This is a genomic window from Acetobacter aceti NBRC 14818 (genome assembly GCF_000193495.2).
GTDB lineage: Bacteria > Pseudomonadota > Alphaproteobacteria > Acetobacterales > Acetobacteraceae > Acetobacter > Acetobacter aceti.
This window is the reverse complement of the sequence record NZ_AP023410.1, coordinates 414,746-437,958: the sequence shown is the minus strand read 5'-3', so window position 1 is coordinate 437,958 and position 23,213 is coordinate 414,746. Positions and strand designations below refer to the sequence as shown.

22 protein-coding genes are annotated in these 23,213 nt (G+C 57.5%); 13 read left to right on the top strand and 9 right to left on the bottom strand.

Annotation, left to right across the window (positions count from 1 at the left end):
• Positions 1 to 39 precede the first annotated feature (39 nt).
• The 3 genes from EMQ_RS01985 to secF all read left to right on the top strand — a co-directional run bounded on the left by EMQ_RS01985 (position 40) and on the right by secF (position 4,968).
• Positions 40 to 2,016, top strand: a complete 1,977-nt coding sequence (locus EMQ_RS01985; RefSeq protein ID WP_048874240.1) for a glycosyltransferase family 4 protein — start codon at positions 40 to 42, stop codon at positions 2,014 to 2,016.
• A gap of 443 nt (positions 2,017 to 2,459) precedes the next feature.
• Positions 2,460 to 4,016 carry a protein translocase subunit SecD gene (gene secD / locus EMQ_RS01980; protein ID WP_010667747.1) on the top strand — a complete coding sequence of 519 codons (1,557 nt, stop codon included), beginning with the start codon at positions 2,460 to 2,462 and terminating at the stop codon, positions 4,014 to 4,016.
• 10 nt (positions 4,017 to 4,026) lie between these two features.
• Positions 4,027 to 4,968: a protein translocase subunit SecF gene (gene secF, locus EMQ_RS01975; RefSeq protein WP_010667746.1), complete on the top strand. Its 942-nt coding sequence runs from the start codon at positions 4,027 to 4,029 to the stop codon at positions 4,966 to 4,968.
• Between the two features lie 48 nt (positions 4,969 to 5,016).
• Here secF and EMQ_RS01970 read toward each other — a convergent pair whose 3' ends face one another.
• Entirely contained in the window at positions 5,017 to 5,424 is a 408-nt protein-coding gene (locus EMQ_RS01970) for a hypothetical protein (RefSeq protein ID WP_010667745.1), read from the bottom strand.
• 374 nt (positions 5,425 to 5,798) lie between these two features.
• Here EMQ_RS01970 and EMQ_RS01965 point away from each other — a divergent pair, with 374 nt between their 5' ends.
• From EMQ_RS01965 to EMQ_RS01935, 6 genes are all read left to right on the top strand, one after another.
• Positions 5,799 to 6,503, top strand: coding sequence for a (d)CMP kinase (locus EMQ_RS01965; protein WP_010667744.1), 705 nt, complete (start codon positions 5,799 to 5,801; stop codon positions 6,501 to 6,503).
• Between the two features lie 32 nt (positions 6,504 to 6,535).
• Positions 6,536 to 7,603, top strand: a complete 1,068-nt coding sequence (locus EMQ_RS01955; RefSeq protein WP_231368018.1) for a cation diffusion facilitator family transporter — start codon at positions 6,536 to 6,538, stop codon at positions 7,601 to 7,603.
• Positions 7,596 to 8,528, top strand: a complete 933-nt coding sequence (locus EMQ_RS01950) for a cation diffusion facilitator family transporter (protein WP_010667741.1) — start codon at positions 7,596 to 7,598, stop codon at positions 8,526 to 8,528. The genes EMQ_RS01955 and EMQ_RS01950 overlap by 8 nt, the downstream gene beginning before the upstream one ends.
• 148 nt (positions 8,529 to 8,676) lie before the next feature.
• Positions 8,677 to 10,047, top strand: a complete 1,371-nt coding sequence (locus tag EMQ_RS01945) for a chloride channel protein (RefSeq protein WP_010667740.1) — start codon at positions 8,677 to 8,679, stop codon at positions 10,045 to 10,047.
• Positions 10,048 to 10,156: 109 nt separating this feature from the next.
• A complete protein-coding gene (locus tag EMQ_RS01940; protein WP_010667739.1) occupies positions 10,157 to 10,735 on the top strand; it encodes a cupin in 579 nt (192 codons plus the stop codon).
• A gap of 8 nt (positions 10,736 to 10,743) precedes the next feature.
• Complete coding sequence (locus EMQ_RS01935) at positions 10,744 to 11,469, top strand: NADPH-dependent F420 reductase (protein ID WP_010667738.1); 726 nt, start codon at positions 10,744 to 10,746, stop codon at positions 11,467 to 11,469.
• A gap of 22 nt (positions 11,470 to 11,491) precedes the next feature.
• Here EMQ_RS01935 and panS read toward each other — a convergent pair whose 3' ends face one another.
• Both panS and EMQ_RS01925 read right to left on the bottom strand, forming a co-directional pair.
• Positions 11,492 to 12,412, bottom strand: coding sequence for a ketopantoate/pantoate/pantothenate transporter PanS (gene panS, locus EMQ_RS01930; protein WP_010667737.1), 921 nt, complete (start codon positions 12,410 to 12,412; stop codon positions 11,492 to 11,494).
• A gap of 94 nt (positions 12,413 to 12,506) precedes the next feature.
• Positions 12,507 to 13,868 (bottom strand): carbohydrate porin, encoded by a 1,362-nt coding sequence (locus EMQ_RS01925; RefSeq protein ID WP_018308549.1) that lies wholly within the window; start codon positions 13,866 to 13,868, stop codon positions 12,507 to 12,509.
• Between EMQ_RS01925 and EMQ_RS01920 the strand changes: the two genes are divergently transcribed.
• Positions 13,857 to 14,276 (top strand): secondary thiamine-phosphate synthase enzyme YjbQ, encoded by a 420-nt coding sequence (locus EMQ_RS01920; protein ID WP_010667735.1) that lies wholly within the window; start codon positions 13,857 to 13,859, stop codon positions 14,274 to 14,276. The two genes, EMQ_RS01925 and EMQ_RS01920, sit on opposite strands and share 12 nt — an antisense overlap.
• A gap of 8 nt (positions 14,277 to 14,284) precedes the next feature.
• On the opposite strand, the gene EMQ_RS01915 is transcribed toward EMQ_RS01920, so the two are convergent.
• Both EMQ_RS01915 and EMQ_RS01910 read right to left on the bottom strand, forming a co-directional pair.
• The gene (locus EMQ_RS01915; protein WP_010667734.1) at positions 14,285 to 14,800 is read right to left on the bottom strand and encodes a hypothetical protein; all 516 of its coding nucleotides are present in this window, start codon (positions 14,798 to 14,800) and stop codon (positions 14,285 to 14,287) included.
• Between the two features lie 139 nt (positions 14,801 to 14,939).
• Positions 14,940 to 15,986, bottom strand: a complete 1,047-nt coding sequence (locus EMQ_RS01910) for a glycosyltransferase family 4 protein (protein WP_010667733.1) — start codon at positions 15,984 to 15,986, stop codon at positions 14,940 to 14,942.
• Positions 15,987 to 16,162: 176 nt separating this feature from the next.
• Between EMQ_RS01910 and EMQ_RS01905 the strand changes: the two genes are divergently transcribed.
• Positions 16,163 to 17,983 carry an ABC transporter ATP-binding protein gene (locus EMQ_RS01905; protein WP_010667732.1) on the top strand — a complete coding sequence of 607 codons (1,821 nt, stop codon included), beginning with the start codon at positions 16,163 to 16,165 and terminating at the stop codon, positions 17,981 to 17,983.
• Positions 17,984 to 18,028: 45 nt separating this feature from the next.
• Positions 18,029 to 18,430 carry a VOC family protein gene (locus tag EMQ_RS01900; protein WP_010667731.1) on the top strand — a complete coding sequence of 134 codons (402 nt, stop codon included), beginning with the start codon at positions 18,029 to 18,031 and terminating at the stop codon, positions 18,428 to 18,430.
• A 69-nt stretch (positions 18,431 to 18,499) separates the two neighbouring features.
• Here EMQ_RS01900 and EMQ_RS01895 read toward each other — a convergent pair whose 3' ends face one another.
• The 4 genes from EMQ_RS01895 to galE form a co-directional block, all read right to left on the bottom strand.
• On the bottom strand, positions 18,500 to 19,111 hold the full coding sequence (locus EMQ_RS01895) for an acetate uptake transporter (RefSeq protein WP_010667730.1): 612 nt from the start codon (positions 19,109 to 19,111) through the stop codon (positions 18,500 to 18,502).
• Positions 19,112 to 19,256: 145 nt separating this feature from the next.
• Positions 19,257 to 19,880 carry a trypsin-like serine peptidase gene (locus EMQ_RS01890; protein WP_164466526.1) on the bottom strand — a complete coding sequence of 208 codons (624 nt, stop codon included), beginning with the start codon at positions 19,878 to 19,880 and terminating at the stop codon, positions 19,257 to 19,259.
• Positions 19,881 to 20,189: 309 nt separating this feature from the next.
• A complete protein-coding gene (locus EMQ_RS01885) occupies positions 20,190 to 20,606 on the bottom strand; it encodes a cytidine deaminase (protein ID WP_010668281.1) in 417 nt (138 codons plus the stop codon).
• Positions 20,607 to 20,609: 3 nt separating this feature from the next.
• Positions 20,610 to 21,599, bottom strand: coding sequence for a UDP-glucose 4-epimerase GalE (gene galE / locus EMQ_RS01880; protein ID WP_010668280.1), 990 nt, complete (start codon positions 21,597 to 21,599; stop codon positions 20,610 to 20,612).
• 261 nt (positions 21,600 to 21,860) lie between these two features.
• Here galE and gluP point away from each other — a divergent pair, with 261 nt between their 5' ends.
• A complete protein-coding gene (gene gluP / locus EMQ_RS01875; protein ID WP_010668279.1) occupies positions 21,861 to 23,156 on the top strand; it encodes a glucose/galactose MFS transporter in 1,296 nt (431 codons plus the stop codon).
• Positions 23,157 to 23,213: the final 57 nt, after the last annotated feature.

Genomic DNA, 23,213 nt, shown 5'->3' with positions numbered 1-23,213 from the left:
TTCGTAAAACTTTCAGGATTTTACCGGACACTGCTCTTTATGAGCGTGTCAGAAAAATCGGCCGTGCTGGCCGGATCAGCCTTTGCCGGATTTGTTGACGTCATCAGCCATGAACCCGGCCAAGGCTGGACGATTGCGGGCTGGGCGAGAAACCTGACCGATCCGTCAGCCCATTATCACGTCTGCATATTATGCCACGGCAACCAGATTGCAGACGCAACGGCAGACGGCTTTCGGGAAGATCTGGTCATCCCGGGCAGCGCGGACGGGCATCATGCCTTTTCCATTCTGATCCCGGACGATGCTGCGCCCGCAGCAGAAATCGGCTCTTTCAACGTGCTGTTGCTCCCGGATCGTCAGCCGCTCCCTTTTGCCGAGCATCTTGCCAGCACGATCCCGACTGACCTACGCGCCTCTATTGATATTGTCGGACGCGACAGGATTGCAGGCTGGCTGCGAAGCGACACCCACCCTGAAACGCGTCTCAGTGTGGCGATCATGGTCGATAAGGCGCTGCAGCATCGTATGCTCGCCAATCAGTTTCGACCGGATCTGCGCGATAATGGCCTCAGCGACGGTCGCTACGGCTTTGACATCATGCTCTCGCCGCCGCTCTCTCTGGACAGTGACCATGTTGTTTCAGTTCTCTGTGTTGAGACCAATACACACCTGCCCGGCTCACCCCTGCATTTCCCGGCGACACGTCGCTTCAATGAGACATTTCGCCAGCACGTCCGACAGACTCTCAACGGAATAGCGACGGCACGTCAGCGCGAGGCCGCTCTGGAGTTTCTTGCCGATCAGAGCCACCAGCTTCGGAACCAACAGGGACGCGACGATTCCCGCAAGGCGGCAACAGAACACCATCGACAAGCCCAGCGACGCAAGGAAGCTGAACCGGGCGTAACGGCCGCCAGAATCCTGTTTGTTGATGATCGCGCTCCCGATCCAACCCGCGATGCCGGTTCCAGCGCTCTCCTTTCACACATGCAGGCAGCACAGGCGCTTGGCTATGAAGTCAGCTTTATCGCATCAGTCACGGAACCGGCCGTTACCGCTGTCCGGGAGCTTGAAAAACAGGGCTTTACCTGCTGGCATGCTCCAGCCTACCCGACGGTTGAATCGCTCCTCCGGACGCAGACAAACAGCTTTGACGCCATTTATTTTCACCGTCTGACCAACGCTGGCCGCTACCTCGATCTGGCGAGACTTTACATGCCGGGAGCTCGTCTGATCTCCAGTGTGGCCGATCTGGCGTGGCTGCGTCTTGAGCGGCAGGCCATTGCCGAAAATCGGCCTGAGCTACGAACGGCATCCGGACAGGAAAAAGTGCGGGAACATATGGCGACGTGGGCGTCCCATAGCGTGATCACTCATTCACCTGTCGAAGCCGATCTGCTGGCTGCTGCGGTTCCGACCGCCAGCATCCATGTTGTTCCATGGCATCTGGAACTGAAAGCACCACCGCTTCCGTTTGAACGACGGCATGGTGTGGCTTTTATCGCGCATTATGGGCACGCCCCCAATATTGATGCCGCCAAGTGGCTGGTAAATGACATCCTTCCGCTTTTGCGAGCGCTGGCTCCAGATATCGAAATTCTGCTGGTCGGGAGCGCCATGCCGGATCTGATCATTCAGATGGGTGAGATCACGGGCGTGCGGGTGCTCGGACATATTGCCGATCTGGACAGTTTCTTGCGTTCCGTTCGCCTGACAATCGCCCCCTTACGGTTCGGAGCCGGCATCAAGAGCAAGGTTCTGGAAAGCTGGGCTGCAGGCATCCCCTGTATCGCCACGCCCATTGCGACGGAAGGTATGAATCTTCCGCCTGAATTACAGGCTGCTGTCGCCAGCAGCGCTGCGGATCTGGCTCGTCTCACTGCAGATCTTTATCACGACCCTGAAAAAGCAGCTTCTCTGGCAGAAGCTGGACGCGACTATATCCGCATCCGTCATTCAGCAGAACGCGTGCGCTCGGCGCTTGACCGGAGTCTTGGACTTGCACGCAAAACATGACCCAAGAATAAAAATATAATGTTTTAAAATCATATAATTAATATTATTATATGAGTTTCCACTTCAGGGAATGAGGTCTGATTTTCCTAGGCCATATATTGGTTCGTCGATCCCAAGACATCATAGTCTGATCCATCATGATCGAGATTTTCGCCAGCGCAGGCTTAATTTACAAAGCACACAAGATAAAACAAACAACCATATGAAATTAAAAGATAAAATTATTTTTTTTTAGAAAAACACAGTTCTTTCCTCCCCACACCACCCGAAAACAATGAACCAGCCTGTGCGGGAAAGCCTTGTCAGCGGTTGCATTCATTTCCGATGCCTTGCATCTTCCGCCCGCTTTTCTAAAGACGTACCGGACGAAGCAAGAATGGGGCAGTTGCCTTCGCAGAAGCTCCCTGTTTCGGACAAGACGGAGAACGGTCGCCTACGCAATGATGTATTACAGCCGGATCAAACTGCTCTCCGTGGCCGCGGTGTGCCTGCTTGGCGCTCTGCTCTGCGTGCCCAACTTTGTCCGCAAACCTGCGGCGTCCATCCCCTGGCCAGAGATTCATCTTGGGCTTGATCTTCGGGGAGGCTCATATCTTCTCCTGCAGGTCGATCTTTCATCGCTGACGCATGATCGTCTGCAGAGCCTCTCAGACTCACTGCGACAGTCCCTGATCAGCGCCAACCTTGGATATCGCAACATCGCGATCAATCCGGACAAGGCCGAGATCACCTTTCAGCCCCGCGATCCTTCCGAGAAGGACCGGGATCTGAAAGTGCTGGAAGATCTGCCCCGCACGGTTTCCAACGAATTTTCAGTGACGACCCGTCCTGACGACACCATTGCCATAACGCTGGACAGTGGCGCCATGCGGGTCCGGACACATGATGCCGTCTCTCAGGCCATCGAGATCGTCCGTCGTCGTATCGACGCCACCGGCGCTGTTGATCCCCAGATCACGCGGCAGGGCGAAGACCGCATCGTCGTCGAACTTCCGGGCATCAGCGATCCGGAACGTGTGAAAGCCCTGCTCGGCACCACCGCCAAGATGACGTTCCGACTTGTCGATGAACTTCCGCCGGGCACGCTGATCGCACCTCCCGGTGACACACTACTGCCCTTGTCCGATCATCCGGACAGCACGCTCGCGGTGCATAATCATGTCGATGTTGATGGCGTGAACCTCACCAACGCCGGCGCTACGACGGACGAACAGACAGGTGGCTGGGCTGTCAGCTTTTCGCTGGATTCAGTCGGAACCCGCGCTTTCGGTGACGTGACGCAGGCCAATGTGGGTCGCCGCTTTGCCATCGTGCTGGATAACAAGATCATTGAAGCGCCAGTGATCCGCACGGCCATCACCGGTGGCAGCGGTATCATCACCGGTAATTTCGATGCCCATCAGGCGACAGATTTGGCCCTGCTGCTACGTGCGGGCGCGCTGCCCGTGCCACTGACAGTCGTGGAAGAACGCTCAATTGGTCCATCGCTTGGGGCTGACTCCATCCGGGCCGGAGCGCTCAGCCTGCTGGTCGGCTTTGTGCTGGTGATCATCTTCATGGCGCTGTTTTATGGCCGCTTCGGCTGGTATGCGAATGTCGCCCTGTTCGCCAACCTTGTGCTAATGCTGGCCATTCTGTCGCTGTTCGGGGCGACACTGACGCTTCCCGGCATGGCCGGCATGCTGCTGACCCTCGGTATGGCGGTGGACGCCAACATCCTGATCATCGAGCGTATCCGTGAAGAACTGAAGCGTGGCCGCACACCGTTGGCCGCCATGCAGGCCGGTTTCGAGCGCGCCACGGCCACGGTTCTGGACAGTAACGCCACGGCCTTTCTGGCGCACGTCATGCTGTTCGTGTTCGGAACCGGCCCTGTGCGCGGCTTCGCTCTCACGATCACGATCGGCATCGCCACGACGCTGTTCTCCACCCTTCTTCTCTCTCGGATGCTGATGGTGCGCTGGTATGCCCTCACCCGTCCGTCCACTCTTCCGGTCTGAGAGGCGCATCATGTTCGGACGTCCCCTCCTGCGCTTTGTCCGCAAGGATACGCATATCAACTTCATGCGTGGCCGATTTGTCGGACTGGCAACCTCCGCCGTGCTGTCGCTGGCTTCAGTCATCCTGTTCTTCCATCCCGGCCTGACACTTGGTCTCGATTTCCGTGGCGGCATCGTCGTGGAAGCCAAGACGAATGGCCCAGCGGATTTCGGCAAGATCCGGACCGCACTGACGGCGCACAATCTCAAGACCGACGGGGTTCAGGCCTTCGGCGGCCCTGATGACGTGCTGATCCGGCTGGGTGCAAACGAGCAGACAAACACCAATGCGGTTGTCGATGAAGTCCGCCACGCCATCACCGAAGCACAGCCAGGCGCGACCATCGTGCGGGCCGACGCGGTCGGCGCGTCCGTGTCAGCCGAACTGTTCCGCAACGGACTACTGGCGCTCGGCATCAGTCTGCTGATGATTCTCGCCTATATCTGGTTCCGCTTTGAGTGGGAGTTCGCTCTCTCGGCAGTCGTCACCTTGGTGCTCGACCTGACCAAGACCGTGGGCTTTCTCGTGCTGACCCACTTTGAGTTCGACCTTGTGATGGTCGCAGCGATCCTGACTATTCTGGGCTACTCCACCAATGACAAGGTGGTGGTCTATGATCGTATCCGTGAAAACCTGCGGCGCTATCGCACCATGCCGCTGCGGGAACTGCTTGATCTTTCCATCAACGAGACCCTGAGCCGTACGCTGGGGACGTCCACCACGGTCTTTCTGGCAGCCCTGCCTCTGGCTTTCTTCGGTGGTGCAAGCCTGTCCGGATTTGCCTGGGTGATGCTGTTCGGCATCGTGGTCGGCACGTCGTCCTCAATTTTCATCGCAGCGCCACTGCTGCTGCTTCTGGGTGAAAAGCGCCTGCGCAAGGACACGCGTCCTGCAGTGAAACAGGAAATCTGAGAGAATATTGCAGTATCAGTGAGAAAAAGCCTTTCTCACTGATACGCTTCACGGCCCTCCGGAAGCCGATTTTGTGTCGGGTGACGGAGAGGTCGGTGCACCATCTACCGGCGTCGTCGTTGCGATCAACTGCTCGATCGCCTTGTTCGCCGCACGCATGTTGCTGTCACTCGGCAGCGATTCTTCCCGCGCAACGGCCAGCAGCGCCTCATGATCCAGCACGATGATTTCAGTGAGCCTGCGAGGTGTTATGCCACCTGACATCACGGCTCCACGCGCCATGCCATGCGCCATCATGTAGCTATAAACCAATGTATGAGGCGTCGGTTTCGTGCTGACGACCGGCGATGCCTGACAGGCCGCCAGAGCGCCGCACAGAGTGAGAGCACGCCAACGAAAGCGCAAGGACCAGCTGGTTGCGCGTGCAGGCACGTTCTTTCCGCCTTCACTGCTCATCGTGACAGGCCATGATCGCTGGCGATCATCATAGTGTCTTCCCAACCTGAAAATCGGTCTCTTGTCTGCCGGTTTATCCCTATCAGTCCTTCCTCACTCCGACCAGAACAATCGCCAGACCAACGGTTATCAGTGTACGTCCCACTCGCCTCTCCCTGTCTGCACCTCATGTGGTCTCTGACATCGTAGTTTCAATCGACCGACACTCTTCTGATCCGATCGTTCAAAAATTCTGATTTCAGCGTGGCAGCGGCGAACAAGCCTCGATATAAACGCACCACGAAGGCGGCTCGCCGTTTCACAGGCAGATTGACGCCAGAGTCCTGTCCGCGTATCGCGCCACAAAACAGCACCAGATCAAAGGATGTTTCTCCATGACAAGACCGGTGACAGGATCGGCGCCCATCATTGCTGTGGATGGTCCGGCAGCGGCCGGAAAAGGCACCCTTTCCAAGCGTCTGGCTGAAGCTCTGGGGTTGCCGCATCTCGATACCGGCCTACTGTATCGGGCCGTGGCGCGACTGATGATCAATGCGGGGCTTGATCCCGCTTCCACGTCAGGAGAAAGCATCGCTCGTGGCCTCTCGCTGGCTGACCTGAAACGCGCGGACCTCCGCACACCGGATGTCGATGCCGCCGCCTCCCTTGTTGCTCGCGACAATGCCGTTCGTCAGGCTCTTGTCGACATGCAGCGCCTGTTTGCGCGCAAGAATGGTGCCGTGCTCGATGGTCGCGATATTGGCACGGTCATTTTTCCGGATGCCGATGTAAAGCTCTTCATCACCGCCAGCCCATATGCCCGCGCTGTCCGACGTTACATTCAGAACGGTGGCACTGATGACGCGGCTGACCGGGACCAGCGTGTCCGCACCGTTGAAATCGCGCTCATCGAGAGAGACCACGCCGACAGCACCCGCGCCTCAGCCCCTTTGCGTATGGCAGAGGACGCTATCAAGATCGAGACGGACACGCTGACTGCTGACGAAGTTCTGGCCCAAACGCTGCGTATTGTTCGTGATGTACTGAAGGCGAAAAATGTGAACATCCCCTCCGTGCGTGCGCAGGATCTCTGCTCCTGACCCCGCCAGAGAAAAACGGGGGCGATGCTTCCATGCACGGCTCAGAGTGTTCGCACGACACCCACGACCATGATCACAGCCATGATGATCACACGGATCACGACCATTCAGCGCATGCTCACGATCATCACGGGAGCAATTGCAGCGGGCATGATCATGGACACGACCACGATGATCATCACGACCATGATCACGGTCTTTTCGGCCACCATCATCATGCGCCGGATACGTTCGGTGGGATTTTCGCCATCAGTATGGTGCTCAACAGCGCCTATCTGGTGATTGAAGCCATATGGGGTGTTCTCTCACACTCCCTCGCGCTGCTGGCCGATGCCGGACATAACCTGTCCGACATTCTCGCGCTGGGAGCCGCCTGGCTGGCCCACAATCTTGCGAGAAGAAGCCCGACGGCACGCTATACCTACGGCCTGCGTCGCTCCTCCATTCTTGCAGCGCTTTCCAATGCCGTGATCCTGCTTCTGGTCACCGGCGGCATCGCATGGGAAGCCGTTCTGCGGCTGCTTTATCCCACGGAAACCGTTTCCGGCTGGACCGTCATGGTCGTGGCGGCTCTCGGTATTCTCGTGAATGGCGGCACGGCGCTTCTGCTCATGAAGGGACAGAAGAACGATCTCAATATTCGCGGGGCTTTCCTGCATATGGCGACCGACGCGCTGGCGTCGCTGGCTGTGGTTATAACCGGCGGGCTGGTCCTGCTGACGGGGCTGCAATGGCTTGATCCGGCCATCAGTCTGCTCATTTCAGCGCTAATTGTCCTGACAACGTGGTCGTTGCTGCGGGATTCGCTCGATATGGCGCTCGATGCGGTTCCCAAGGGGATCGACATGAACGAAATCGACGGGTTCTTCCGCGCCCTTCCCGGCGTCACCGACCTGCACGACCTGCATGTCTGGGCGATGAGCACCACGGAAACAGCCCTGACAGCGCATCTGGTCCGGACGTCTGATGACGGGAGTGATCAGAGAATTCTGGACACTGCCAACGAAATGCTGCGCACACGCTTCGGCATCATCCATACAACCATCCAGATCGAAACCGAAGCGTGTGACGTCAACTGCGTCGGTACAGACCGTGTCTGAATCGGAAGGACAGACGATCGAGCGACGCAAGAACCTGATTGCGTGGGTCAGTCTCGGTATCAGTCTTGTCGCTCTCGGACTGAAATATGCCGCATGGTCGGTGTCAGGCAGCATCGCCCTGAAATCTGATGCTCTTGAAACCGTCATCAATGTCGCTGCCGCAATCGGTGGTCTATGGGCCATTCACCTCGCGGAAAGACCCGCTGACGACAATCACACCTACGGACATTACAAAGCCGAGTATCTCTCAGCGATTATCGAGAGCGCCATGGTGCTGGTGACCGCTCTCCTGATCGCCCGTGAATCATACGAAGGTTTTGTCCACCCCCAGAATGTTGGCGCTCCGTGGTTCGGGCTAGCCTTGAATGGCGTGGCCACCGCCGTCAATCTGGCATGGGGTCTGACCATGCTCCGCATCGGTCGGCGTATCCGCTCTCCTGCACTGGTCGCCGGTGGTCAACATGTGCTTTCCGATGTCTGGACCGGATTTGGTCTGGTGGCGGGGCTTGCCCTGATCCCGCTCACCGGGTGGCACTGGCTCGATCCGGCCATTGCGGCGCTTATCGCCGTCAACGTCCTGAGAGTGGGCTGGGAGATGCTGCGTCAATCCGTCTCTGGCCTGATGGATGAGGCCCCTGACTCAGCGACGCTGGCCAAACTCAACGAGGTGATCGCTGAAAAAGCCGTAGGTGCTCTTGAAGCGCACGATATCCGCATCCGCGAAGTCGGAGCAATCACCTTCATCGAGTTTCATCTGGTGGTCCCGGGCACCATGACGGTCGCTGTCGTGCACGATATCTGCGACCGCATCGAAGCAGGTCTCCGTAACGAGCTTGGACGTTGCGTGATCAACATTCACGTCGAACCGGAACACAAGGCCAAGAACAGCGGCATTGTCCTCGCACACGCCACAAGGTGTTATTAAAATCTCACACCGGCCTGCCGGAATGGAACCATTGGGTGGGTTTGCGCTTGGAATAGGCAGGCGTCGGGCGTAAGCCCTGACGAAGACCTTTTACTGTGTAGAGTCGAACCCGGACTTCTGCCGCAAGACATGAGTTGACTAATACACGATGGCTTCCCACTCCGGTCGCATCCGACATTTCCGCGATACAGCTCGTATCACTACGGCTGAATGGCGACGGAAACTGATCTTCTGGGGTGGCTCGATTGTCGTCGGGCTAGCAGCCATCACCTTCGCGACGCTCGCCGATCAGGCCGCGCATCTGCGCAATCTCATCATCTCCTACAGTCCCTGGCTGATGCTAATCGTCACACCCGGCGGACTGGCCCTGTCGATCTGGCTGACCCGTACCTTCTTCCGTGGTGCGCAGGGCTCCGGCATCCCGCAGGCGATCGCCTGTATGCATCTCTCTGACCAGAAGCTTGTCGATCGCATCCTGTCGCTGAAAATCGCAGCAGCCAAGGTCGGGCTGACCTGTCTCGGACTTGTGGCGGGAGCGTCAATCGGCCGTGAAGGCCCGACCGTGCAGATCGGCGCCGCCATCATGAACGCCGTGGGGCGGTATCTCAATATGGGAGAGCTCGTATCACGCCGCGCCCTTGTGCTGACGGGGGGCGCTGCCGGTGTGGCCGCCGCCTTCAACACACCGCTGGCCGGTATCGTGTTCGGGATTGAGGAACTGGCCCACTCCTTCGAACAGCGGACCAGCGGCGTGGTCCTCGCCGGCGTGGTGCTGGCCGGTGTCACGGCAATCGCACTGATGGGCAATTACAGCTATTTCGGCCACACGGATTCCGTTGTGCCGCTCGGCGTAAGCTGGCTGGCGGTGATCGCCTGCGGGCTGCTGGGTGGCGTGACCGGCGGCTCTTTTTCCGCCATTCTGATTCGCGCTTCCAAGGGATTGCCGGGTCGAGCCGGACGTTTTGTGGCTGAGCGTCCAATTGCCTTCGCAGCCCTGTGCGGCTTTGTGCTGGCGCTCATTGGACTGGCGTCCGGCGGCATGACCTACGGCACCGGCTATTCACAGGCCCGCTCGATCATTCACGGCGAAGAGCATTATCCTGCTTCCTATTTCGTTCTGAAATTCATCGCCACCATCGTGTCTTACTGTTCCGGCATTCCCGGCGGATTGTTCGCACCTTCCCTGTCCGTGGGCGCGGGCATGGGCGGCTGGGTCGCCCAGTTCCTGCCGCATACGACGCCGGGTGCAGTGGTTTTGCTTGGTACGGTGGCCTATTTCTCTGCCGTTGTGCAGGCTCCGCTAACGGCGACCGTGATCGTCATGGAAATGTGTGACAACCAGCAGGTGACGCTTGCCCTGCTCGCCAGTTCCTTTCTGGCCTTCGGTGTCTCCAGGATGATCTGCAAACAGCCGCTTTATGGCGCTCTGGCGGAACGCTTCCTGCGTAATATCGATCCGAAAAGCGTTCCCATGACTCCCCGCCCGCATGAGACGCCCGGCGAAGCCAAACAGGGCTAAGCCCGCAGTCAATCTTAGCCTGCTCCCGCCTGACAATATTATTTGATTTGGTGGCCATGAACTGAGCGCGCCATGTTGGCGTTCCGGATTCAGAGCGGGAGTGACCGACATGGAACGGCGTGTCTTCAATTCCATTCTGGCGGGAATGGGACTTTCCTTGGGGAAAGGTGGCGTGCGGTCAGCGGCAGCCGCCACACCTGTCAGAACCGAAAGTTTTCTGCTTCAGAAAAATGACTGGGTTCCGAACAACCAGAAACTGCCGGTCGTTCTCTATCGCAACGCCCTTTCCATCGACGGACCAGACCCTGCCGCAAACTTTGAAAATCTGTTCCAGCAGAACGGTTGGCCGCCCCAATGGCGCAATGGGGTCTATTCCTTTCACCACTATCATACAGAAGGGCATGAAGTGCTCGGTTTTGCAGGTGGCTCGGCGCATTTGATGCTTGGTGGCCCCAATGGGCGACAGGTCAAAGTCCGTGCCGGCGATATTGCCCTGCTACCAGCAGGAACCGGCCACATGAAGCTGTCTTCAGACGATGATTTTTTGGTGGTCGGCGCTTATCCCCCCGAACAAAGCTTCGACATTGTCCGGCAGGCGCCTACGCCTGAACAGCTCAGTCGCCTGACTACCCTGCCTTTTCCTCAGTCGGATCCTGTTTTCGGTCTCAAAAACACGAAGAACGGATAAAGAAACAGATGATACCGATCATGAAAAGACGTCACGTTCTTCTGGCTGGCCTGACAGTGCTATCCGATCTCGCCACGACCGGAAAACCTGTCCGTGCAGCAGATGCTCTCCCGACAATCGGCATTATTGGAGCGGGGCATGTAGCGAGCACACTCGGTGGTTTGTGGATCAAGGCTGGCTATCAGGTGATGTTTTCAGCTCAGAATATACGTAACGCGAAAGAACTGGCCGCCAGCCTTGGACCGAACGCCTCCGCTGGCACGCCCGAAGAAGCCGCCCGATTTGGAACGGTCGTGCTGCTTGCGGTTCCCTATCGCGCCATCCCGGATGTCGGACAAAAACTGGCCCCTCTGCTCCAAGGCAAGACCGTTCTGGACGCCACCAATTTCTATCCGTTCCGTGACGGTTCTATCGCTTCCATTGCCGACCGGGATGGTGCGGGCCTGACAACCCAGCGCTATTTCCCCGGCGCGCATATCGTTCGCGGTTTCAGTTCCATCGACATGAGCGTTCTGGCGTCCGAGGCAGGCAGGGAGCCTCCCCGACTAGCCATCCCGGTGGCCGGAGATGACGCGATCTCCGTGCAGCGTGTGGAAGATCTTGTGAAAGCTGCGGGTTTTGATCCCGTCGTGACTGGGCCCCTCTCATCGTCCGTGCTTTTTCAGCCCGGCCATCCCGGATTTGAAATGCAGACAGATGCGGCAGGTCTGAAATCAGGGCTCGGCCTGCGCTAAATCGGCATTGGTCACGACTCTTTCAGTCGCTTTCTGTCCTTTTTCTGGCCGGATGCGCATTCCAGTAGCCAGCCAGAATGGAGCCGGAAATATTATGCCAGATTGAAAAGATTACGCCCGGCAAGGCCGCGAGCGGCGCAAAGTAAAGTCGCCCCAGCGTCGCCGCGAGGCCGGAATTCTGCATCCCCACCTCAATGGCCAGCGTCCGGCAGACCGCCTCATCGAACCCCAGCAGACGCCCGCCCCAGTAGCCACCGAGCAGACCGGTCGCATTGTGGAGGATGACACCGACCAGCACGAGCGGACCAACCGCTGCCAGCGACGGTTTCACGCTGGCGACAATGCTTGCAATGATAAGCAGGATCGACAGCATGGCCACGACTGGCAGAGCCGGTTCAATCCGCCGAACCGCCTTGTGAAAGAATGTATTGATCGCCAGTCCACCGACAAGCGGAAGAGCCACAATCATCAGCAGACTGCGAAACAGTCCCCAACTGTCAACGGCCACATCCGCTGACAGATACAGGCGCGTCAGCAGCGGCGTTGCGACAATCCCGACCAGCGTCGAGACCATGCTGATACTGACAGACAGCGCCACATCGCCACCCGCCAGATAGATGATGACGTTGGACGCCGTGCCACTGGCGACGCAGCCGACCAGAACCATGCCGGTTTTCAGATCTTCCGGCATGGACAGCATCGTCGCGATCAGCCACGCGGCCAACGGCATCACGAGGTAATGCAGCCCGATCCCGGCAATGACCGCCTTGGGCTTGCGGGCAATGCGGAGGAAGTCGCTGGGCGTGAGCGTTACGCCCATCGTGACCATGATGAAGGCCAGCAAAGAGGTCACGGCCCAGCCATACGACGTAAAAACTGTCGGCCAGACAAGCGCCGCATAGGAAAACAGCACGGCCCAGACAGGAAAGAGGCGCGTAATCATGCCGTTCCTTGCGTATTATCGAGATCAGGGACCGCCTTGTGCCACATCGCGCCCGTCTGCACAGCAGGGGAAAACATTGCCGCAGTTTCAATGATCAGAAAGACGCATCCATATGCAGACCGAAAATCAGCGCGTCTTTCACTTTTTTTCCTGAATCATAGGCACCACCGCTGGGATTGATCAGTCCCTGCACATCCGGCTGCACCACCAGCCATGGCAGAACCTGAGCAGCGTAGGTCAATTCGAGATGGTATTCATTGCCATGATGCCGCTCCGAGCCATCCGGACGCTGGAGCATCAGGTAATGGCTGGGAGCCGCGTAACCAAAGCCAATTCCCACATTGTCGCCGGAACGATGAAAAGGACCGTCGAGAACGAGACCCGCATCCAGTGAAGAGGAAATCTGGTTGCGGTCAGCCAGCCCCGTATATTCCCACCGCACGAACCCGCGCAGTTCGCCTGCTCCTCTATTCTTCAGGAGCGTATGGTCCATGACCATATAGACTTCCCAGTTGCCACGGCGACTGACATCCTGATTGGCCTGCAACGGGAAACGCCCGGTATCGACGTAGAAACCGGCCTTGTATGTTCCCGTCTTCCCATCGTGATTGACGTTATGCGCAACTTCGCCAATCACGAACGTGCCGGTCTTGAAATTGAAATGTGTGCCGCCCGGATCCTGATTCTGGTTCCATGGGTCGGTATTGTTGATGAAAGACTTTGCCCCGGTGCCGTTATCATCCGCCACGGCGATCTGTGCCTGCCACCCCTTCGAGAAGACGTAACGCAGACGGACCGCCGGCGTGGCGACGGGAGAAGCCGGTCCCTGTCCGTAGAGGTTGTTGCTCGGCAGCATCGGCCAGCCGAACGACGCGTTCAGGAAAGTCTGCGCCGTCGTGCTGACCATGAAGTCCTGACTCAGGTCGAGCTTGCCGATCCGCGTGTCGATATGTCCGCCTGCACTGGTCCAGTTGTAGGCCAGTTCATACAGCCGCAGGTTCGGATCGGCCTCGCTGGATGATGTCTGATTGAACGCATACAGAGGATAGTTACTGAAAGGCTTTCCTCTGAGATCAAGAGCGCTAACCTCGAATTTGCCCCAGGCTCCGTCACGTTCGCTGCTACCACCCAGTCTTGCAAGATCAAGCACGACATCGACATCCGTCAGGCCGACATAGTGCTGGGACGGCAAGGCCCCACCAGTCGGAATGGACCAGAGTTCCTCGACATCCTCGATACTGACATCGACACCGGCTTTCTGCCATTGTTTCTTCAGACCACTCCAGCCACCGGGATCTGCAAGCCAGTCCAGACTTTCCGCTGCACGGGCCGTCTCGGTGGACAAAAGGAAAGCCGTTCCGACAATCAACCCACAGACCCGCCAGCAGGATGAACAGGTCTTTCTGACCCTCACCATCCGACCGGCCTGACTGGGAGACAGACCATGAAACAGCATACCCATCGCCTGACGTTCAGAACGCAGGGCAAGGGACTTGTTCCCATTACCCAGCCCGTTCTGGACTGGGTGCGCGAGACAGGCGTGTTCACAGGACTACTGACGCTCTGGTGTCCGCATACATCCTGCTCTCTGACCGTGCAGGAAAATGCTGATTCCACTGTACGCGCCGATATCGCCACGTTTTTCGAAACGCTCGTTCCGGAAGAAAACGGCCGGTACCGACATTCCACGGAAGGGGCTGACGACATGCCTGCCCATCTGCGGACAATGCTGACGCAATCCGGCCTCAGTATTCCAATCATTGATTCCGAGCCGGCTCTGGGTATCTGGCAGGGCCTTTACCTTTTCGAGCACCGGCGTGCGCCGCACCAAAGGGAAGTTGTGCTGCACCTTTTCGGAACCTGATCCGGTTATCAGGCACCAGCCCTGGTCCCTCCGCCCGTCGGAGGTTCCGGCTCATTCACGGAAATGACGGCGTCATTGGAAATCGACACCACATCTGTCGGTCTTTCGCTGTTCTGCGTTTCCTGCTGGGCAATGTTCGCCGTCATCGTACGCAGACGAGCGACCTCTTCACGCACATCGCTGAGGATCTCGATAAGAGCCGTGTGGTCTTCCGCAGCGCGCTGGTCATTGCCGCGCGCAAGAATGGCGCTGCCCACCATCAGAGCCGGAAGCGCCACGAGCTGGATGGAATTGCTGACATAGAGCAGCCCTCCCTGCCATTCCGGCTTGAAAACCGGCAGCAGGGAAAACAGCATGAACGCATAGACGCACCAGATGCTGCCGAAAATGATGGTCATCCGGATCGCCAGACGATCATTGAACTTGTCGAGCCAGCTTGGCGTAACGGGGGCGGAATCGTCACGATGCCGGTCCTTGTAAAACCAGCTCAGAGGATGCCAGATATGGCGACTTTTCATGATCATCCCATCCCGTCTTGTCTATAAGCGCCAGCTCTCCGACGCGAAAACCAGACCTTGGGGTAAGCTTCCGTGCAGGGCAAGCCAGACGTGCTCATGTCAGGCTCCTGTTATTGCATAGGATCAGCATTGTTCAGAACCGACATCATTGACGACTGGTCTTTCCAGTCCGTTCCTCAATCAGTGTCTGGTAAATGGCCAGATAATCCTCCGCCATGCGACGCGCTGTGAAGCGTTTCTCGAATTCACGTCGAATACTGGCGGGGTCGAGTTTTTCGACACGGGAATACGCCGCAATCGCCTCCTTCTCATTGGTGACGATAGCGCCCGTGACACCATCTTCAATGACCTCCGGCACGGAGCCATGACGGAAAGCAATCACCGGCGTACCGCAGGCCATGGCCTCGATCATGACCAGCCCGAAGGGCTCCGGCCAATCGATCGGCATCAGCAGGGCGCGCGCGCCGGAAAGAAAAGCCGATTTCTGCGTATCATTGATCTCGCCGACCAGTTCGACGCCATCTCCAAGCATCGGTAGAATATCACGCTCGAAATACTCGACATCGACCTTGTCCACCTTGGCCGCAATTTTCAGCGGCATACCGACAGCGCGGGCGATGCGAATGGCTTTATCGATCCCTTTTTCGGGACAGATACGTCCCAGAAAAGCTAGGTAATCTCTGGGTCCAGGCTGTGGAGTCAGCAGATGTTCAGGCAATCCGTGCAGGACGGTTCCGGCGTAACGCGCCTGCGGTAGCGGGCGACGCTGGCTGTCGGAAATGGAGACGATCGGCACCTGTGGAAAGGCATCGAAAACCGGCTGGAGTTCCATCAGATCAAGCCGCCCGTGCATGGTCGTCACAAAGGGCGTTTTCTGACGGCTGAAATAGGTAAACGGCCAGTAATCCATATGGAAATGCAGGATATCGAAATCATCGGCGCGCTGTGCGGCGCGTTCCATGAGCAGCATGTGCGGCGCAATCGGATCACGGATGGCCGGATCAAGTCGCAACGCCCGGGGCCACACCGCATCCAGCGTTGCGGATGTCACACTGTCACCGCTGGCGAACAGGGTGACATCATGCCCCATTTTGACCAGTTCGTCGGTAAGGAAGGCTACCACCCGCTCCGTGCCACCATAGAGCTTGGGCGGAACGGCTTCGTGGAGCGGGGCAATCTGGGCGATACGCATGACCGGTAACTCCGCATCTTTATTGTTGTTCTACAGGCTCTCTACATCCGGATCAGAGTGAACCTTTCCGGTTTCACCGACTTTAAACGCTACAGGACATACGATTTCCGTATTGCTGTGCGAGCTTTCCACTCATGGCACAAACGCTTAAACTCACCCAAAAGTTGACAGGACAGATGACGCATGAGCCGAGCCGCGTGAGTAACGACAGCGAGATCACTGTCCCCGATACAGATCTTCCGCAATATGCTGGTCATCCCGTGCGTTTTCTCATGCGCTATGCACGAAACCGCGCCTTTCCGCATGTCATGGTGTTTGGCTTTGTAGGCCTTGCCGTTTCCTGCGCCGTCTTCTCCTCTTCATCCATCAGACATCTGGTGGATACGATGAACCAGCATAAGGCCGGCACTTCCGTGCAGCCGGTCTGGATTGCCGTCATCTGGCTGGCTGGCATCATCGCCGTGGATAATCTGTCCTGGCGTGTTGCAGGCTGGTACGCGGCCAAGACGTTTGTGGCTGTTACAGGCGATGTACGCCGAGATCTGTTCCGTTACCTCACCGGTCACTCCACGGGTTATTTCTCCGACCGTATGCCGGCGGCTCTGGCGGCACGCATTTCCACTGCGGGCAACGCCTCCTTCACGCTGGAAAGCCTGCTGGCATGGAACATCCTGCCGCCGTGCCTGAACGTGTTGCTCTCGATCGGCCTGATGATCAGCGTCAGCCCCCTGATGGGCAGCGTCATCACCGCCCTCGCCTTCACGCTGGCCGCCCTGATGTTCCGCATGGCGCGGGGTGGCAAGAAGCTGCACTCGTCCTATGCCGGGTCGGCAGCCAATATTGACGGGGAAATGCAGGACGTGGTCGGCAATCTGCCGCTGGTCCGCACCTTCGGTATGCTCGGATTTGAGCGAACGCGACTTGCCGGACTACTCGATAGCGAAATGGCGGTGCGTGGCGTTTCCCTGCGCAACATGGAAATTCTGCGCCTCGTCCATGCAGTCCTGACGGCCGTCCTGACCGCAGGCCTGCTCGTCTGGATTGTCTGGCTCTGGCAAGTCGGTGCCGCAACGGTTGGCGATGTGGTCATGGTAGTCAGTCTCGGCTTCATGATCCTGCACGGCACCCGCGATCTGGCCGTAGCGCTCGTGGAGACCGTGCAGCACACGGCCCGGCTGGGAGAGACGCTTTCAACAATCCTCATTCCCCATGAAATGCACGACCGGGCCGACGCCCGGGACTTCCCCACTCCCCCCAAGGGCGAAGTGTCCTTTCAGGATGTCGTGTTTCATTACCCGACCGGCCCCAATGTGCTGGAACATTTCAATCTGCATGTTGCGCCCGGCACGCGTGTCGGCCTTGTCGGACGTTCCGGCTCCGGCAAAAGCACGGTTCTCGCGCTGCTTCAGCGACAGCGTTATGTGCAGGATGGCGCTGTCATGATCGATGGCGTGAATATCCTTGATCTGTCAGAAAAAGCCCTGCGAGGCTGCATGTCCGTCGTGCCGCAGGATGTCTCCCTGCTGCGCCGGTCCGTCATGGACAATATCCGCTATGGCACACCCGGTGCTTCTGACGATGATGTCCGGGCGGCAGCAGACGCCGCAGAATGCACTGATTTCATCATGGCGCTGCCGGAAGGTTTTGCGACAGAAGTCGGTGATCGTGGCGTGAAATTGTCGGGAGGACAGCGTCAGCGTCTCGCCATTGCCCGCGCTTTCCTGCGTAACGCCCCGATCCTGATTCTTGACGAAGCGACCAGTGCTCTCGACAGCGAAAGCGAGCATCACATTCAGGAAGCCCTGCACCGGCTGATGCAGGGGCGCACCGTCATCGCCGTTGCACATCGTCTGTCCACACTGAAGGATTTTGACCGCATTGTCGTGATGCAGAAAGGCAAGATCGTGGAAGATGGTTCTCCTTCAGAGCTTGAGCGCCGTGACGGTCCCTACCGCGAGTTTCTGGAATTGCAGGCTTTCGACATTCCGGACCTTTGATTACAGGGGTTCATTCACCCGCAAACAACAGACAGGAAACGCTTCATGGTAAAGATGATCCATTCCATGATCCGGGTCAGGGACGAAAAGGCGTCACTGGCATTTTATGAAAAGGCCTTTGGTCTGCATGTTGCGGATCGATTTGTGTTCGACAGTTTCACGCTGATCTATCTGTCAAACGACGAGCAGACATTTGAGCTGGAACTGACCGTCAATCATGACCGCGATCGTCCTTATGATCGTGGCGATGGATACGGACATCTCGCTGTTTCGGTTGGCGATATCCAGGCCGAACATGCACGATTTGAAAAGGAAGGTCTGAAGCCGGAGCCGGTCAAGGAACTGAAAAATGAAGGTCGTCTGATCGGGCAGTTCTTCTTTGTCGCTGACCCGGATGGGTATCGGATCGAAGTGCTGCAACGCGGCGCGCCGGGACGATTTGTGTAATCGGCTTATTCATACAAAAAGGGCGACTGTTGTTACACAGCCGCCCTTTTTTGATTGGTGAAACTTTCTTTATTCAGCAGCCACTCTCACCGAATGCACAGGGTTGGCGGCAACAATCGTCTGATGCTGTGCGCCGGTTGGCAGGATCGGGTGACCGAACTGCTCCTCCAGCACTTCCGCCATGGCGAGATACAGGGCAGAGGCACCGCAGATCAGGCCTTCAAAACCAGCGAAATGCGTGATGGTCGCATTGCCTGTCGCTTCACCGGCGACCAGCAGGGCGAACAGCACAGTCAGTGAGCCAAAGATGAACTGCAGAACGCGATTTGCTTTCAGTGTGCCAACAAACATGAAAGCCGTGAAAATGCCCCACGTACCGAGATAGGCTGCCATCGCACCGGGTGTCGCGGGTGCGACAAGACCGAATTTCGGCAGGAAGATCAGCAGCACCAGAGAGATCCAGAACGCCCCATAGGATGTGAAGGCGGTAAGACCGAATGTATTGCCCTTGGGATATTCCAGCAGTCCCGCGCACATCTGGGCGAAGCCGCCAAAAGCCAGTCCCATGGCCAGCACTGAAGAATTCAGCGGCACAAAACCGGCATTACAGACATTGAGCAGAATTGTGGTCATTCCGAAACCGGCGAGACCGAGAGGGCCAGGATTGGCTAGACGACCCATAACAGAGACTCCCCAACTAAATGGAGTTGATAATGAGGCGTCCTTCTGTTGCGCCCCAGTTCAGACATGCTTGTCTGCTCCGTGCGATTTAACAATTAAAATAATAAATAAGATGCGCAAAACATATATCACGATGCGGTGTGAATCATCTGCGGTCGCTGTCTTCCACCACCAGAGTCAACAACGGTGCCGCCGCACCGCCCACCCCGTAATTGGCCAGAACCTGCACGCCAAGAGCAGTCCACCGCCCATCCTGAAAACTGAGTAGCGGCGCGCCACTGCTTCCTCGGGTGGCGGAACAGTCATGCGTAACCAGAGGTTTACCGCCTCCATCCACCATGAGCGCACCTGTCCGGCACCCCATGTCGGAACGCACAATTTCACTGAAATCCTGCTCATAGCCTCCCAGCACCACGTCAGTTCCCGGTGGTGGCAGGCGATCCGAGACGGCAAGCACATCTTTCATGGTCGCTACAGGCGTATCCAGAAACAGGGTCGCCCGGTCAAAGGCTGCTGTGCGGGATTCGTTGCGAGGGTCATATTCTGGTGGCACCAGCAGTCGAATCGCGCGTGCATGAGCGGCATACTGGCCTTTGCTGTAGGCCCGCAGAAAGTGAACATCGTGCGGCTGAATGTATCGGCCCGTTTTGGGCAGGAACAGGCAGTGAGCCGCCGTTTCAACGACAGTCGGCGCAACCAGAAAACCTGTGCAGCGGCTACCCAGTTCCGTCTGAACCCGGCCAATAGCGCTCCACGGCAACGAGGCCATGTCGACAGCTTGACGGTGGTCTGTCTGGCCGATCCCCGGACGTTGCGGGATGGCTGCATGAGAGGACAGCCCTGAAACGGATGTCAGCAGGGAGGAGACGACTCCCGTGAAGAGAGGGAAATACTTTCGAAAACCTTTGAAACATAAAATCGTCTGCTGAAATTTACCCATTCTTAAAAGTTTCACCGGTAGTTTGTCCTCATTGCATGAGAGCATTTCAAACGGAGGAAACCCTTCCTCCCGAATTGCACACCACAAAGCCCGGACATCCGGCGATAAGCAGGATGTCCGGGTTATTTATGCAGATTTTCAATCCAGACTTTCCGGACCGAAGCTGTCAGGCAGAAGTTCACTGAGTGTCTTCACCAGCAGCACCTGCCCTGCCGGATCAGTCATGTAGACCCGCATTCCGGGAGCACCGAACTCACGCAGCTTCTGTCGGCACCCACCGCATGGAGTGCAGGGACCGCTTCCACCACCACATACGACGATCTCCACGATCTTTCGACCGCCAGCAGCCACCATTGCCGCGATAGCACCGCCTTCCGCACAGATCCCCTCAGGATAAGCCGCATTTTCGACGTTGCACCCGACATGAACCTGACCGTCGTCGCAACGTAACGCTGCTCCAACTTTAAAGCCGGAATAGGGAGCGTAGGCACGCTCCCGAACGGCGGAAGCGGCTTCGATCAGCTTTACATCGGTCTGTTGGCTGGCGGAGGTCACAGGTCAGTCCGCATAGCCGTGAGGATGAGCGACACGCCACTCCAGAGCGGTCCGGACTGTTTCATTCAGGTCTGTAAAGCGTGGCTTCCAGCCGGTTTCCTTCATGATGCGCGCGGGACTGGCCACAAGCATCGGCGGATCACCGGCACGACGCGGACCAGCTTTCCAGGGAACAGGTTTGCCGCTGACACGCTCCACAGCCTGGATCACCTCCAGATTTGAGTTCCCCTTGCCGGTGCCCACGTTGAACGTAACGCTTTTCTCATCAAGCAGTGGCAGAACGGCAAGATGCGCCTGAGCCAGATCGGTGACGTGGATATAATCACGCACACAGCTCCCGTCTGGCGTCGGATAATCTTCTCCGAACAGCGTCAGAGCATCGCGGCGTCCCAAGGCAGCGTCGATCACCAACGGCATGAGATGCGTTTCCGGCCGGTGGTCCTCACCTGCCCGCCCCTGCGGGTCACACCCTGCCGCATTGAAATAACGCAGGCATGCGCTGCGCAGGCCGTGAATTCTGTCGGCCCAGTAGAGTGCCAGCTCCACAACCCGCTTGCTTTCGCCATAGGCTGACCCCGGATGCACAGGCGTATCCTCGTCGATCAGCTTGTCGCCCGCTGAACCAAACAGCGCGGCTGTCGAGGAAAACACGAACTTTTTCACACCGTGACGCACACAGGCGTCAATCAGGCCAAACCCCAGCCCACCATTGGCCGACATATACATCATGGGCTTCTGCATGCTTTCTCCCACCAGAGAAAGCGCAGCAAAGTGAAAGACGCAGTCCCACGGGCCGTCTGCCAGCACCTTGTCGAGCAGTGGCAGATCCGCGAGGTCACCTTCAATAAAACGCGCTCCATCCGGAACAGCCGCCCGGTGACCCGTTCTCAGACTGTCAAAAACCGTGACTTCGTGGCCCGCATCAAGCAGCGCCAGCACCATGTGACTACCAACGTAGCCTGCTCCACCTGTCACAAGAAATCGATTTTTCATCTTCGTTCATTCTTTCACGACGCTACTGCCCGGACAGCCCTGTGCCGGAAAATCTTTCCTGAATGGGTCAAATCATTTCATTACTGAAAGATTCTGCTAATAACAGTTCGCTGAACTGCTCTGCGATCTACTTCTCCTGTTGCAACACATTCTGACCTCTTCGCCTTCAATTCAAGCCTATCATAATACTTGCAAACCAATAACATCTTTAACCGCCGCTACGAAATTCACCTTTTATTAGTCCTTGGAAACCCTGCCATCGTGTCCAGCCTGACCCACTCACCCAAGACATCCCTATCCCGCTGCCCCGCCGGATTATTTGGCTGGACTCCTCTGATCAGCACCGCCGGACTGTTCTTCCTGATCGGCTTCGTCACCTGGCTGAACGGCCCACTGATCTCCTTTGTGAGAGTGGCTTTCTCTCTCTCAGATGTCGGAGCATTTCTTGTGCCGTTGGCGTTCTATATCGCCTACCTTCTTTTTGCCCTGCCTGCCGCCCGCATCGCCAGCCGCACAGGCCTGAAAAGCGGTCTCGCTCTGGCGCTGGCCATCATGGGAGCCGGGAGCGCCCTGTTCGGACAATGTGTTGTGCTGCGCTCCTATCCCGGCGCACTTGGCGGACTGATGGTTATCGGCGCGGGCCTCACCCTGCTTCAGGTAACGGTCAATCCCTACGTCAGTCTGCTCGGCCCGCACGACCGGGCAGCCCAGCGCATCGCCATCATGGGACTGTGCAACAAATTCGCTGGTATTCTCGCGCCCATCGTTCTGGCCGCCATGGTCATGCACAATATCGGTGGTGTAGCGGAACAGGCGCAGCAAGCCGCCAGCGTGGCGGAACGTGAGGCTATACTCGCCGGTTTCACCAATGCGATTTACTGGCCGTATCTCGGTATGGCGGCCCTTCTCGGCGTGGCAGCCTGCGCGGTCTTTCTATCCAATCTCCCTGATATGGACCCGCCTGAAACTCTAACCCTGTCGTCACCCGGTTTTCTCATCACGTCGCGCTTGGGTTTTGGGATGGTGGCGACATTTCTCTATGTCGGCATTGAAGTTCTCGCAGGCGACGCGATCGGGACATATGGGCAGGCGTTCGGCATGCCCCTCGACCAGACACGGTTTTTCACCGCTTTCACTCTTTTTGCGATGATGACCGGATATGCCGCAGGCCTCTGCCTCGTTCCGCGTGTTCTTTCACAGGAACGGTGCATGGTGTTGTCCTGCGTGGGAGGCATTCTCTTCGCCGTCGCTGCATATCTGACAACGGGTTATGTGTCCGTCCTGTGCGTCGCTCTTCTTGGCTTGGCCAATGCCATGATCATGCCCGCCCTGTTCCCCATGGCGATACGAAACGCGGGGCGGCACGTTCCCCTTGCGTCGGCTCTACTGGTCATGATGTTTTCCGGGGGAGCGTGCACGCCGCAGATTTTCGTTCTGATCAAGCCGTATATAGGTGTTCAGGCTGCTTTTCTAGCGCTCGCTGCTCCTGCCTATCTCGTGCTGCTCGGGTATGGAGTGTGGTTTTCAGTCGTACCAAGCACGCGAAAAACTGTTTAGAAAGTAGCTCTGCGGTTTATGAATGTCCGCTTTCGCTCTCGTTGGAAACATTAATGT